At 67.0% G+C, this 11,971-nt stretch carries 12 protein-coding genes; 4 read left to right on the plus strand and 8 right to left on the minus strand.

Going from position 1 to position 11,971, the window contains the following annotated elements; all coding sequences use genetic code 11:
- Window positions 1-66 precede the first annotated feature (66 nt).
- Entirely contained in the window at window positions 67-672 is a 606-nt protein-coding gene (locus F1654_RS05060) for a methyltransferase domain-containing protein (protein WP_150022381.1), read from the plus strand.
- Here the strand turns inward: F1654_RS05060 and F1654_RS05065 are convergent.
- Genes F1654_RS05065 through F1654_RS05085 form a run of 5 tightly spaced genes read right to left on the minus strand, consistent with a single transcriptional unit; the run spans window position 605 to window position 4,930 of the window.
- A complete protein-coding gene (locus tag F1654_RS05065) occupies window positions 605-2,059 on the minus strand; it encodes an MATE family efflux transporter (RefSeq protein WP_150022382.1) in 1,455 nt (484 codons plus the stop codon). The two genes, F1654_RS05060 and F1654_RS05065, sit on opposite strands and share 68 nt — an antisense overlap.
- A gap of 37 nt (window positions 2,060-2,096) precedes the next feature.
- Window positions 2,097-2,942 (minus strand): alpha/beta fold hydrolase, encoded by an 846-nt coding sequence (locus F1654_RS05070; protein ID WP_150022383.1) that lies wholly within the window; start codon window positions 2,940-2,942, stop codon window positions 2,097-2,099.
- Window positions 2,939-3,526, minus strand: a complete 588-nt coding sequence (locus tag F1654_RS05075; RefSeq protein ID WP_150022384.1) for a TetR/AcrR family transcriptional regulator — start codon at window positions 3,524-3,526, stop codon at window positions 2,939-2,941. The genes F1654_RS05070 and F1654_RS05075 overlap by 4 nt, the downstream gene beginning before the upstream one ends.
- A 45-nt stretch (window positions 3,527-3,571) precedes the next feature.
- Window positions 3,572-4,156, minus strand: coding sequence for a YqgE/AlgH family protein (locus F1654_RS05080; RefSeq protein ID WP_150022385.1), 585 nt, complete (start codon window positions 4,154-4,156; stop codon window positions 3,572-3,574).
- A gap of 51 nt (window positions 4,157-4,207) precedes the next feature.
- Window positions 4,208-4,930, minus strand: a complete 723-nt coding sequence (locus F1654_RS05085) for an AraC family transcriptional regulator (protein WP_199200456.1) — start codon at window positions 4,928-4,930, stop codon at window positions 4,208-4,210.
- A 120-nt stretch (window positions 4,931-5,050) separates the two neighbouring features.
- Between F1654_RS05085 and F1654_RS05090 the strand changes: the two genes are divergently transcribed.
- Both F1654_RS05090 and F1654_RS05095 read left to right on the plus strand, forming a co-directional pair.
- Window positions 5,051-5,434 carry a VOC family protein gene (locus F1654_RS05090; protein ID WP_150022387.1) on the plus strand — a complete coding sequence of 128 codons (384 nt, stop codon included), beginning with the start codon at window positions 5,051-5,053 and terminating at the stop codon, window positions 5,432-5,434.
- Between the two features lie 130 nt (window positions 5,435-5,564).
- Window positions 5,565-5,960, plus strand: coding sequence for a VOC family protein (locus F1654_RS05095; protein ID WP_150022388.1), 396 nt, complete (start codon window positions 5,565-5,567; stop codon window positions 5,958-5,960).
- Here the strand turns inward: F1654_RS05095 and F1654_RS05100 are convergent.
- Window positions 5,912-6,598 (minus strand): AraC family transcriptional regulator, encoded by a 687-nt coding sequence (locus F1654_RS05100; RefSeq protein WP_233205133.1) that lies wholly within the window; start codon window positions 6,596-6,598, stop codon window positions 5,912-5,914. The genes F1654_RS05095 and F1654_RS05100 overlap by 49 nt on opposite strands.
- A gap of 135 nt (window positions 6,599-6,733) precedes the next feature.
- Between F1654_RS05100 and F1654_RS05105 the strand changes: the two genes are divergently transcribed.
- On the plus strand, window positions 6,734-7,216 hold the full coding sequence (locus F1654_RS05105; protein ID WP_150022389.1) for a peroxiredoxin: 483 nt from the start codon (window positions 6,734-6,736) through the stop codon (window positions 7,214-7,216).
- Between the two features lie 48 nt (window positions 7,217-7,264).
- Here F1654_RS05105 and F1654_RS05110 read toward each other — a convergent pair whose 3' ends face one another.
- On the minus strand, window positions 7,265-9,538 hold the full coding sequence (locus F1654_RS05110) for a penicillin acylase family protein (protein ID WP_150022390.1): 2,274 nt from the start codon (window positions 9,536-9,538) through the stop codon (window positions 7,265-7,267).
- A 134-nt stretch (window positions 9,539-9,672) separates the two neighbouring features.
- Entirely contained in the window at window positions 9,673-11,838 is a 2,166-nt protein-coding gene (gene katG / locus F1654_RS05115; protein WP_150022391.1) for a catalase/peroxidase HPI, read from the minus strand.
- Window positions 11,839-11,971 lie beyond the last annotated feature (133 nt).

Consider the following 11,971-nt stretch of genomic DNA (forward strand, 5'->3'; position numbering starts at 1 on the left):
AAATGCGGAAGTCCGATTGTGACGCGCTTGATTTACACACTGTGAGAACCGCGCCATGAACCGGACATGAGCCAGACGCCCGCATCAGACGGCCCGGACTGGGAGGCGCGCTTTCGCGACAGCGACGCGCCCTGGGAGCGGCCGGGCGTGCACCCGGCGCTGACGGACTGGGCGCAAGACGGCGCCTTTGATCGGCGCTGGCGCATGCTGGTTCCCGGCTGCGGACGCGGGACCGAGCCCGAAGCCTTCGCGCGGCTGGGTTTGTCTGTCACCGGCGTCGATATGGCGCCCACCGCCATCGCCTGGCAGCAAGCGCGTTTTGACGCGGCGGGGCTGACGGGCGCCTTGCTGGCGGCGGACGCCCTCGCCTACCGCCCTGACGCCCCGTTCGACGCGTTGTGGGAACAGACCTTTCTGTGCGCCATTCATCCCCGGCTGAGGCCGGACTGGGAGATGATGGCCCATGCCTGCCTGAAGCCGGGCGGCGTGCTGTTCGCCCTGTTCATGCAGAAGGACGAGCCCGGCGGGCCGCCCTATGGCTGCGGTCTTGATGCGATGCGCCAGCTCTTGCCCGGGCAGCGCTGGATCTGGCCGGAAGGAGAGCTCAAGGCTTATCCCCATCCGGGGCTGAATGCGAAGCCGGAGCTGGCGGCGCGCCTGATCCGGCGCTGAGCGGGGACGCGGGCGGGCTGGCGCGGCGGGCGCGGCCGTCCACCGCGGTCAGCGGACACAGGCGCAGCACCACCGCGGCGATCACCAGGCCGGAGATCATATTGGCGGCGAACAGCCCCCAGATCACCCCCGTGGCGCCGCCCCACAATGCACCCAGCCAGGCCAGCGGCGCCACCAGCGCCAGCCCGCGGAACAGGTTCACCGCCACGCCCAGAAGCGGACGCCCGAGCCCGTTAAACCCGGCCGAGGCCGCCATGGCCACGCCATAGCCGGCGACAGCAAAGGGCGCGATCAGCCAGTAGGCGCGCGCCATGGCCTGACCGTCCTCGCCCGGCAGGAAGGCCGGCGCCAGCAGCGGCGAGAGCAAGGCCATCACCACCGCCACGAACAATCCCCAGCCCAGGCAGAACAGGAAGGATTTGGCGAACGCCTCGCGCACCCGGTGCGTCAGTCCCGCCCCGCCATTCTGGCCGGTGATGGGCCCGATACTGCCTGACAGGGCGAAGAGCGGGATGATGGCCAGCGCCTCCACCCGCATGCCCACGCCCAGGCCCGCCACCGCCGGCTCGCCAAAGCCCGCCGCTGCGGCGAACACGGCGGTATTGGCCAGCGGGCCGATGGTGTTCGAGCCCGCCGCCGGAACCCCGATGCGCGCGATCTCGCGCCAGTTCCAGAGCAGCTCGCTCCAGCCGGGAAAGGAGAAATCGATCAGCTTTTCACGCCAGATGATAATGGCCATGGCCATCACGAAGACCGACAGATTGGCGATCAGCGTGGCCAACGCCGCACCCTGCACCTCCATGCGCGGTACCGGGCCCCAGCCGAAAATCAGGATCGGGTCCAGGATCATGTTGATCACCGCAGCGGCCACCATGATCAGGCTGGGGATCACCGCATCGCCCAGGGCGCGCAGGATATTGCCCGCCACCATGGGGCCGACCATGAACACGATCCCGGCGAACCAGATCACCATGTATTCGCGCACGAATGGCATCATCGCCTCGGTGGCGCCCAGCGCGCGGAACAGCGGATCTATCAGCGCCACGCCCAGAGCCGCTACAATGGCCACAACGATAAAGGAGAGCGTCACCGCATCGGTGGCCACCCGGCGCGTACGCCCGTGATCACCGCGCCCCGCCGCGCGCGCCACCACCGACACCGCCCCGGCGCCCAGGCCGATGGCCACGCTCATCACCAGCATGGAGACGGGAAAAACGAACTGCACCGCCGCCTGCTGCGCAGTGCCCAGACGGCCCACCCAGTAAGCGTCCACCACCCCCACAAGCATCATGGCGACGATACCAAGAGACATCGGCAGCACCATGCGCAGGATATGCCTGAACACAGGCCCCTGCGTCAGGTCACGCGCAGAGCGGGTGGCGGCCATGAAGGGAGCTTTCGGCTATGGGACTGGGACAGCCTATCTAGGAAGCCTGGAGCCGCGGCGCCATAGGTTGGGCGTCCGGCGCCAGGAATGCGCTGACCCTTTCGACCACGTCAGGATGGCGCAGCACGGCGCGATGGCCCATGGCGTCCATCAGCTCCAGCTGCGCGCCCGGCCAGGCCGCGGCAATGCGCATCCCCGCCTCGGGCGGCGAGATAACGTCTTCACGCCCGTGCACGATCAGGGCTTCAGCGCGAAGGCGCGGCGCCGAGTGAAGCACGCTCAGCCCGTCAGCCGGTTCGCCCAGACGCCAGCTGACCGCATCCAGCAGGCGCTTGATCGCGGTCTGGCTCATGCCCATGCGCCGGCCCTGGAAACTGACATTGGCGGTCAGCGCGTCCGGCCCGGCCAGCCCCGCCACCCGGCGCGGGGACAGTCCATGACGGTCCATGGCGATGACCGTGGCGGGAAAGCCCATGGAATGGGCCGCGACAGCATCGGGTTCGCCAAAGGCGCGGGCGGCGGCGGCGATCCCGGCGGCGAAGTCCAGAAGGGTCGCCTGGCGTCCCTCGCTCTGGCCATGGGCGGGGCCGTCAATGAGGCAGACCGAACATCCGCGCGCCATCACCGCTTCGGCCAGGGTGGCCAGATCGGCGCTGTCAGCCTCCCAGCCATGCTGGAACATCACCAGCGGGCCCTGGCCGCCGGTCCAGGCGCGCTGGCGGCCTCCGGGGCCGGCGAAGTCTTCGGCCTGCAAGGTGTTGAGAAACGCGCGGCCGGTATCGGACTGGCGGCGGGCGCGGGGCGTCACGAAGCGCCGCCCGGCTTCGGCGCGGAACCGCCCCGGCGCCAGCCAGGCGGCGAGATTGGCGGCGAGCATTTTCATGACGGGGGTCCGGACAGCAGCGTCCTGAACGCCTGGCGGGCGCGCATCAGATCGGCGCCGGGATCCTGGCCCTGCCCGGCGAAGGCGGCGCCAAGGCCGATGGCTTCAAACTCAAAGGCGAACTGGTCAGGATCGGTGATGTGCGCCAGCCGGCCCGCCGCGGCCGCCTGGCGGGCCAGCCGCGCCACGAAGGGCCGGAAGCGCGCGCGGATGGCGATGGCGTGGGCGCCCGCTCCACCGGCCAGCCCCGGCGCGCTGACCGCGCACTGGACCATGGGACAGGGCTTGCCAAGCCCCGGCGTGGAGAGCCAGTCAAGCCAGCGCCCGGCCAGGGTCTCGATGCGCTCGACCGGATCACGCCGGGTCAGAGCCGGCGCCGTCACCGCATCCTGGAAACGCTTCGCCGCTGCATCGACCACAGCGCAATGCAGCGCCTCCTGTCCGCCGAAATGGGCGAACAGCCCGCTCTTGGAGAGCCCCGTGCGTGCGGCGAGCCGGCCAATGGTCAGGGCCTCGAACCCGCCCTCAGCCAAGGACTGGAGGGCGGCGTCCAGAATGCGTTCCCGGGTGGCCATGGCGCTCATGACGCCACTCTTCGAACGTTCGTTCGAGATGTCAAGCCTTCACGGTCAGGCGTGGCCGGACGCGCCGGTGAGATATTCAGGCGTCACGCCCAGCGTGCGCAGGGCGTGCGCCCATTTCAGGTCATCGTCGAGATCAAACACCAGATGCTCGTCGGCCTCGCACACCAGCCAGGCATTGGCGGCGATCTCGTCCTCCAGCTGGCCGGCGTCCCAGCCGGCATAGCCCAGCAGCATCAGGGCGCGCTGCGGCGGCGCGCCGGAGGCCAGAGCATCCAGAATCTCACGCGTCGCCGTCAGGCCCATTCCCGGCCCCACCGGCAGGGTGGCCGGGCCGCAGGTGACGTCCAGCGTATGCAGGACAAAGCCCCGGTCACGGTCCACCGGCCCGCCGTCATGCACGGGATTGTCCGGCGCATTGGCGGCGTCGGCGACATCCAGCTGCTCCAGCAGATCGCGCAGGCCCAGCCCGGTCATGGGCCGGTTGATGATCAGCCCCATGGCGCTCTCCTCGCCATGGGCGCACATGAACACCACAGAGCGGTCAAAGCGCGGATCGCCGATCAGCGGGCTCGCGATCAGAAGACGCCCGCCCAGATAGCCTGCGGCGGTGTGAGGGGTGACGTCGCTCATGCCCCCAGCATCTCGCGAGCAGGCGGGGTCTGTCCAGTGGCGTGCTACGCTTCAGGCGGGACGGTCCCGGGCGGCTCCCGGCGGAAATCCGAATGCGCGCGTGAATGCTTCGCTGAATGCGCTGCGGCTCTGATAGCCCGCAGCAAAGGCGGCGTGTTCGATCGATGCGCCGCCGGCGATGTCCACCAGCGCTTCAGACAGGACGGTAAAGCGCCGCCATTGCGACGGCGCCAACCCGGTCTCCGCAAGGAACAGGCGTTCTGCTGTGCGGCGGCTCAGACCCGCGCGCAGACACAACGCGCCAAGAGGCGTGGAATTGAGCGTGCGATCAGCCAACATGTCCGCAAGGCGCGCCGCACGCCGGTCGCCCGGACGCGTCAGGCTCATTCGAGTGTCGTCCCGGCGCACCAGATCGTGGAGGATCAACGCCCCCAGATGACGGTCGATAGCGATGCGGTCATCCAGCCACCCGCGCGCGCAAACCTCGATGATGGCTTCATGCAGCAACCCGCTGACATTGACCACGTGCACTGGCTGAACGCTCGCCATGGAGGGCCGGATATAGAGCGTGCGAAGCTGGAGGTTTGACGACATCCGCAAGCGATGCAGAACGCCGGTCGGAATCCACAGCCCGCGCCGCGGCGGGATAGTCCAGTATTGCCCGTTGATATCGGCGCGCACGGCGCCGCTGCGGGCATACAGAAATTGCGGCCAAGGGTGGGTGTGACAGCCCTCGCTACCGCCTGCCGCATAGTCAATGGCAAGCGAGCGCATGAAGAAATGAGGTTCGTCTGCAGGCGAGGCGCTCTGTCGCATTCACCGACAAGACTGGCGCATTCCCGGAAGCGCGACAAGCGCGCATGCGTCATGCTCCCCGATAAGAGGAGACATGACATGCCCAACAAGCTCGCCCATTTTGCAATCGAAGCAGACGATGTGGACCGCGCGCGTCAATTCTATGAAAGCGTTTTCGGATGGCGCTTCTCGCCCTGGGGACCGCCGGGATTCTACCTGATTGAAGGGGCAGGCGTGAACGGGGCGCTCCAGCAGAGGCGCGAGCCGGCGCCGGACGGGCGCAAGGGATTTGAGTGCACGTTTGCCGTCGATGATCTCGATGCCGCCATCGCGCGGATCGAGGTGGCCGGCGGGCGCATTATCGGCGGGCGTCACGCGATCCCGACAATCGGCGAGCTGTGCCAATGGGCCGACACCGAGGGCAATGAGGCGCTGATCATGCAATATGCGCCAGACCGCTTGAAGCAAATGAACCTGAGATAGAGTCAGGGTCTGTCCAGTCATGAGCGCCAGCATCGCTTGCCCTGCGATGCGGCGGCGCTGTGTCGCGATCCTTCAAGACCATGGCCGGATGACGCGATACGTTCCCCTGACCATCAGCCGGAGGGACGTCATGATCTTCAGATACACGATACTCTATGTGGAGAATGTTGCCGCCTCGCTTGAGTTCTACGAACGCGCGTTCGGGCTGGAACGCCTGTTCCTTCATGAATCGGGCGATTATGGCGAGCTGGCCACGGGAGAGACCAAGCTGGCCTTTTCATCACGCACCCTGATGAGATCGCTGGGAAAGGAGCCGGGCCAGCCCGGGCTCAAGACGCCGGTCTTCGAAATCGCGTTCGAGACCAGCGATGTGGCGGCGGCGCTGGAGCGCGCAATCAAGGCAGGAGCCACGCTTGTCCAGAAGGCGCGCCAGGAGGCCTGGGGGCAGACGACATCCTATGTCGGCGATCGCGACGGCTATCTGGTCGAGATCTGCTCGCCGGTCCAGTTGCCAAGCGCGGGCTGACACAACAGGTCCAGCACCAGGGCGTGGCGCCGGGCGCGCGCCGGCGTCACGCCGAACCAGCGCACAAACTCGCGGGTCATGTGGGCCTGATCGCTAAAACCGCTCTCGAACGCGGCGTCTGACAAGGCCATGGTTTTCAGACATGAGGCGGCGTGGCGCGCCCGCGCCAACAGACGCCAGTAATCCGGCGGCGGCAAATGGAGGGCGCGCAGCCGTCTTTGCACGCTGCGCGCCGACACCCCCAATTCGCGCGCAACCGAGCCTGGCGTGGCGCCGGGCGCTGTCAGGGCATGAATGATCTCATCCAGCTCGCCGGGCGCCGGCGCCTCATTGTGCAATATCGCTTCAGCATCGCCCGGTGAGGCCGAAACCGCCTTCAGCACCCGCTCTGACAGCCCGGCGCCGGGACGCAGGCGATAGCCGGTCAGCCTTACGCCTGCAGGCAGCGCCACATGCCGGGGGCGAAGGTCCAGCCTGGTCAGTTCAACGCGGACGCGCTCACCGGGCTGGCGTATGATCAGCACATCCCGGCAGCCGTCAGGAAACACCGGCGCGGCTTCAGCCCGGCTGGCCTCATGGGTCCATGTGCGGAACACGGCGTTTGCGATCATGGGCGTGACGATAACGGCCTGCGCCAATCGCCGACACCCCGTTACCGCCTCCAGAACACCCGGGTGCGCACAGGGCGGGCGAATCCGCCTTGCCTGCGCCGGTGACAGGCGCTATGTGCCCGTGCAGGCGCCCGAGCGCCACAACCTAAAAGGAGCCCACCCATGACCATCAAGACCGGCGACGCCCTGCCTGACGTAACCTTCATGATCATGACCGCCGACGGACCTGCCCCGGCTACAACGTCAGATATTTTCAAGGGCAAGCGGGTGGCGCTGTTCGCCGTGCCCGGGGCCTTCACCCCGACCTGTTCGGCCAAGCACCTGCCGGGCTTCGTCACCCGGTCTGGCGAATTGAAAGCCAAGGGCATCGACACGATCGCCTGCACCTCGGTGAATGACGTGTTCGTCATGGCCGCCTGGGCCAAGGATCAGGGCGCGGGCGAGGATGTGACAATGCTCGCGGACGGCAATGGTGATTTCGCCAAGGCCGTCGGCCTGGAGCTTGACGGAAGCAAATGGGGCATCGGCCCGCGCTCCCAGCGCTACGCCATGGTGGTCAAGGATGGCGTGGTCGAACATCTTTTCGTCGAGGACACGGGCAGTTTTGACGTGTCCAGCGCCGAGCACATGCTCAGCCAGCTTTAGGTCCTGACATATCCGGGCCGCCCGCGCCAAACGGGCGGCCCGGCCTGGCTATTGCCGGATGCGCACGCGGCTGACCGCATTGGCCCGCGCCGCCTCTTCCTCAAAATACAGCTCGTCCCAGCCCTTGTCCGAGTACAGCCGCGTCTGGTCGCCATAATGGGGCGAGGCGCGATTGGTGGACTGGGAATAGGTGAGGATGCCGCGCGAGCGCGGGCCCTCATCGGTGAACTCCACCGCCATGATCCAGCTCGACCCGTGAATGATGCGCCGCGAACCTTCACCGGCGCGCGGGGGCTCGGGCACGATCATGTTGAACACGCCCGTGCCGCGATTGGCGCCGTGGATCTCGATGCGCTCCTCGCCGCGCATCTCCGCCTGCACATCGCCCAGGCGCGCATCCGGCGCGATCTCCAGGGCCTCAAGCCGCGCCGCCGCCGTGCGCAGCGCCTCCAGAACGGCCGGGTCGGTGACATCCAGCGTATGGGGCGTGCGCACCGGATCGGCCGGATCGAAAGCCTCGATCCATTTCAGCCCGCCCGCCTCGATGAAGAGGTTGAACAACAGCACCCCGCGGCTGTCGCGGTCCACGCGCAGATCCCAGCCCTCCAGCGCATCACACACAGGCTGCAGATCGTCTCCGCCTTCATTGCGGCACAGGGCGGCCAGATCATCGCGCACCAGCTCGCCGCCATGATGGCGGTTGGAATACATGGCCGCGGTCAGCGTTTCGAGATCAAAGCCCGGCTCGCCCAGACCATCGCTTCCGGCCAGGCGCTGTTCGATCATGTCGATGGCCAGGCGCGTGCGCAGGCTGCGCGCGCCGGTCTCGTCGCCATAGATCGGGCTGAAGCCGGTCATGGGCGCGGCCGGCTGGCTCAGCCAGTGACTGTCATTGCTCTGGGCCACCCAGTCCTGGCGGAAAATATGCGGCGCGCTGGAGGGCCCGAACACGCCCGGCCGTGTGGAATCGCCATCGCTGCCCCAGCGGCATTGCGGCCGCGAGGCGTCGAGCACCGCAATGCGCATGGACGCCCAGGCGCCGCGCGCCATCTGGCTCACGGCGCATTCGGCGATCAGGTCTTCGGTGACATGAGGGACCATGCCCATATCGCCATGGTAAGCGAGGCCGGCCGAGTCGGCGGCGATGGTGTTGAAGCCCGTGGCCTGATAGCGGCCCAGCGCCTCATGAAGCTCGCCCACATCACGCGCCGCCCAGATGGCGAAATACTGATCGATCACGCGCAGGCCCTCGCTGGGCGCCGCCCAGGCATAGGCGCGCTCATCGCTCCAGGGCATCTGGTCGCTCACCGCCAGCGGACCGAACTCGGTGGAATAAAGCGTGCGGGTGATCTGGCTGCTAACCCCGTCATCGCCCATGACATCCAGCGTCACGTCCTGACGGGTCATGTCGCGGTATTCGCCGTCCACCAGATAGCGGGTGGGGTCTTCGCGATCCAGGGTCAGCTCGAAATAGCCGAACCGGCGCGCGGTGGAGACGGTATGGCTCCAGGCGATGTGACCGGTATGGCCAATGCCCGGAAAAGGCGAGGTGATGAGGCCGGCGCCCGCCACATTGAGCTCGCCGGGAATGATCAGGTGGGAGCGGTAGAAGCGCAGCGCCCCGTTCCAGGGATAATGGGGATTGCCCAGCACCGCGCCGCGGCCCGAGCGCGTCGCCTCACGGCCCAGCCCATAGGCGTTGCTGCCCATGGTCACATCATTGAGGTCCGGGTCCAGGCGCGCCTCGGTCACGCTATCCGGTTCGCTGGGCGGGGCGGCGTTGGCGATGGCCGCGATCGGGTTGCCGAACGGCGCGATCAGGGCGCTGAGCCAGATATCGCTCTCGCTTAACGCACGCACCCAGTCCGCGCCGCGGCAGCGCGGGTCGCTGATCGCGTCTATGCCGGTATCGGCCAGATAGCGGTTAACGCCCGCCGCCATGCCCGCCACGAAGGCGCGCGCCTCAGCGCTGGGCGTGTCCACATCGCCTGCAGGCCCGTTGAGATAGGCTTCCACCACCGCCTCGCCGGCCGCGCCGCGATGGAACAGGTCCGAGGCGATATTGGCGTTCTGTGGTCCCGGGCCGAGATAGGCCGCGCGCTGGCCGCGCACAGTGATGGTGCGCTCGGCGATTTCGCAGATATTGTCCTGCGCCGCCGCAAAGCCGAGCCCGAAGCCCAGCCCGCCATGATCACTGGCGATGATATGGGGCACGCCATAGGCGCTGCGCAGGATTTCAGCCTCGTACTCTGTGGCGGGCTCGTCCCCGCAGGCCGCCACAGCCATCAGAGCGGCGCACGCCGCCAGTGCCTTCAAACGCATGGTCTTGTCTCCCCGGACTTATTTTGATCGGGAGCATACACGCCCGCCGCCGCCCCGCCAGCCGGAGCGCGATAAAAAAGCGGCGCCCCGGAAGTGTCCGGAGCGCCGCCTTTTCAGCTTGCTTCGCGTGAGGCTCAGGCCAGATCGAAGCGGTCGGCGTTCATGACCTTGGTCCAGGCCGCCACGAAGTCCTTGACGAACTTCTCCTTGGCGTCGTCCTGGGCGTAGACCTCGGCATAGGCGCGCAGGATGGAGTTCGAGCCGAACACCAGATCCACGCGGGTGGCCGTAAAGCGGGTCTTGCCGGACTTGCGCTCCACGATGTCGTAGAGATTGGCGCCCTTGGGAACCCAGCTATAGGCCATGTCGGTCAGGTTCACGAAGAAGTCGGTCGTCAGAGCGCCTTCCCTGTCGGTGAACACGCCGTGCTTGGTCCCGCCATGATTGGCGCCGATAACACGCATGCCGCCGATCAGGCAGGTCATCTCCGGCGCCGTCAGGCCCAGAAGCTGGGCCCGGTCGAGCAGCATTTCCTCGGGCTGGACCGCATAGTCCTTCTTCAGCCAGTTGCGGAAGCCGTCGGACACCGGCTCCAGCACGGAGAAGGAGTCCGCATCGGTCTGCTCGGCGCTGGCGTCGCCGCGGCCCGGGCTGAACGGCACGTCGACGGTGACGCCGGCGGCTTTGGCGGCCTGCTCCACGCCGACATTGCCGGCCAGCACGATCACGTCGGCCAGGCTCGCGCCGGTCTCCTTGGCGATCGGTTCGAGCACACCCAGCACCTTGGCCAGACGGGCCGGCTCATTACCTTCCCAGTCCTTTTGCGGGGCCAGGCGGATGCGCGCGCCATTGGCGCCGCCGCGCAGGTCCGAGCCGCGGAAGGTGCGTGCGCTGTCCCAGGCGGTGGCGACCATGTCGGAGACCGAAAGCCCGCTGGCGGCGATCTTCGCCTTGACGGCCTTCACATCGTATTTCGTTGAACCGGCAGGGATCGGATCCTGCCAGATCAGGTCTTCGGTGGGCGCTTCCGGGCCGATATAGCGCGTGCGCGGCCCCATATCGCGGTGGGTCAGCTTGAACCAGGCGCGCGCGAACGTGTCCGAGAAATAGTCCGGATCGGCCATGAACTTCTCGCAGATGGCCCGGTAGGCCGGATCCATCTTCATCGCCATGTCGGCGTCGGTCATGATCGGCATGCGGCGCACCGACGGATCGGTGGCGTCGACCGGCATGTCCTCTTCCTTGATGTCGACGGGCTGCCATTGCCAGGCGCCGGCCGGGCTCTTCTTCAGCTCCCACTCATAGCCGAACAGCAGCCTGAAATAGCCCATGTCCCACTTGGTGGGCTCGGTCGTCCACGCGCCTTCAAGGCCAGACGTGATGGCGTTGGCGGCCTTGCCTTTCAGATTGGGATTCACCCAGCCAAAGCCCTGGGTTTCCAGGTCGGCGCCTTCGGGCTCGGCGCCCAGCGTGGCGGCGTCGCCATTGCCGTGCGCCTTGCCGACAGTATGGCCGCCGCAGGTCAGGGCTGCGGTTTCCTCGTCATCCATCGCCATGCGCGCGAAGGTCTCGCGCACCTGGGCGGCGGTCTTGAGCGGATCGGGCTTGCCGTTCACGCCTTCGGGATTGACGTAGATGAGGCCCATCTGGACCGCAGCCAGCGGGTTTTCCATGGTCGAGGGGTCGTCGACGTTTTCGTACCGGCTCTCGCTGGGCGGGGTCCATTCGCGCTCCGCGCCCCAATAGGTGTCCTTCTCGGGGTGCCAGATATCCTGACGGCCATAGGAGAAGCCATAGGTCTTCAGGCCCATGGACTCATAGGCGGCGTTACCGGCCAGGATGATCAGATCGGCCCAGCTCAGCTTGTTGCCGTACTTCTTCTTCACCGGCCAGAGCAGGCGGCGCGCCTTGTCCAGATTGCCGTTGTCCGGCCAGGAGTTCAGCGGCGCAAAGCGGATATTGCCCGTGCCGCCGCCGCCACGGCCATCGGCCAGGCGATAGGTGCCGGCAGCGTGCCAGGCCAGGCGGATCATCAGGCCGCCATAATGGCCCCAGTCCGCCGGCCACCACTCCTGGCTGTCGGTCAGCAGGGCGATGACGTCTTTCTTCACCGCGTCGAAATCCAGCGACTGGACTTCCTTGCGGTAATCGAAATCCTCACCCAGCGGATTGGTCTTGGCGTCGTGCTGATGAAGGATGTCCAGATTGAGCGTTTTCGGCCACCAGTCCGTAACGCTCGTTCCTGAAGCGGTCAGGCCGCCGTGCATCACGGGGCACTTGCCTGGGCTATTGCCGTCCATTGTCCTCTCCTGAATGTCTGATCTCGTAAATTCGGGCCGCGCCGGCGAGGGGCGCCGGAACAGCCATCTCGCAGACGCTACCATAAAGAGGGTCTTGGCGTTTAGTCAGTTATATTGATGGAGGTTATAGGCA

Origin of the sequence: Alkalicaulis satelles, assembly GCF_008630495.1 — a bacterium.
GTDB classification, from domain to species: domain Bacteria; phylum Pseudomonadota; class Alphaproteobacteria; order Caulobacterales; family Maricaulaceae; genus Oceanicaulis; species Oceanicaulis satelles.

Excerpts from the sequence above, each read along its gene's own strand:
- F1654_RS05060 (WP_150022381.1), top strand. The coding sequence starts at position 67 with ATGAGCCAGACGCCCGCATCAGACGGCCCGGACTGGGAGGCGCGCTTT.
- F1654_RS05065 (WP_150022382.1), bottom strand. The coding sequence starts at position 2,059 with ATGGCCGCCACCCGCTCTGCGCGTGACCTGACGCAGGGGCCTGTGTTC.
- F1654_RS05070 (WP_150022383.1), bottom strand. The coding sequence starts at position 2,942 with ATGAAAATGCTCGCCGCCAATCTCGCCGCCTGGCTGGCGCCGGGGCGG.
- F1654_RS05075 (WP_150022384.1), bottom strand. The coding sequence starts at position 3,526 with ATGAGCGCCATGGCCACCCGGGAACGCATTCTGGACGCCGCCCTCCAG.
- F1654_RS05080 (WP_150022385.1), bottom strand. The coding sequence starts at position 4,156 with ATGAGCGACGTCACCCCTCACACCGCCGCAGGCTATCTGGGCGGGCGT.
- F1654_RS05085 (WP_199200456.1), bottom strand. The coding sequence starts at position 4,930 with ATGCGCTCGCTTGCCATTGACTATGCGGCAGGCGGTAGCGAGGGCTGT.
- F1654_RS05090 (WP_150022387.1), top strand. The coding sequence starts at position 5,051 with ATGCCCAACAAGCTCGCCCATTTTGCAATCGAAGCAGACGATGTGGAC.
- F1654_RS05095 (WP_150022388.1), top strand. The coding sequence starts at position 5,565 with ATGATCTTCAGATACACGATACTCTATGTGGAGAATGTTGCCGCCTCG.
- F1654_RS05105 (WP_150022389.1), top strand. The coding sequence starts at position 6,734 with ATGACCATCAAGACCGGCGACGCCCTGCCTGACGTAACCTTCATGATC.
- F1654_RS05110 (WP_150022390.1), bottom strand. The coding sequence starts at position 9,538 with ATGCGTTTGAAGGCACTGGCGGCGTGCGCCGCTCTGATGGCTGTGGCG.
- katG (WP_150022391.1), bottom strand. The coding sequence starts at position 11,838 with ATGGACGGCAATAGCCCAGGCAAGTGCCCCGTGATGCACGGCGGCCTG.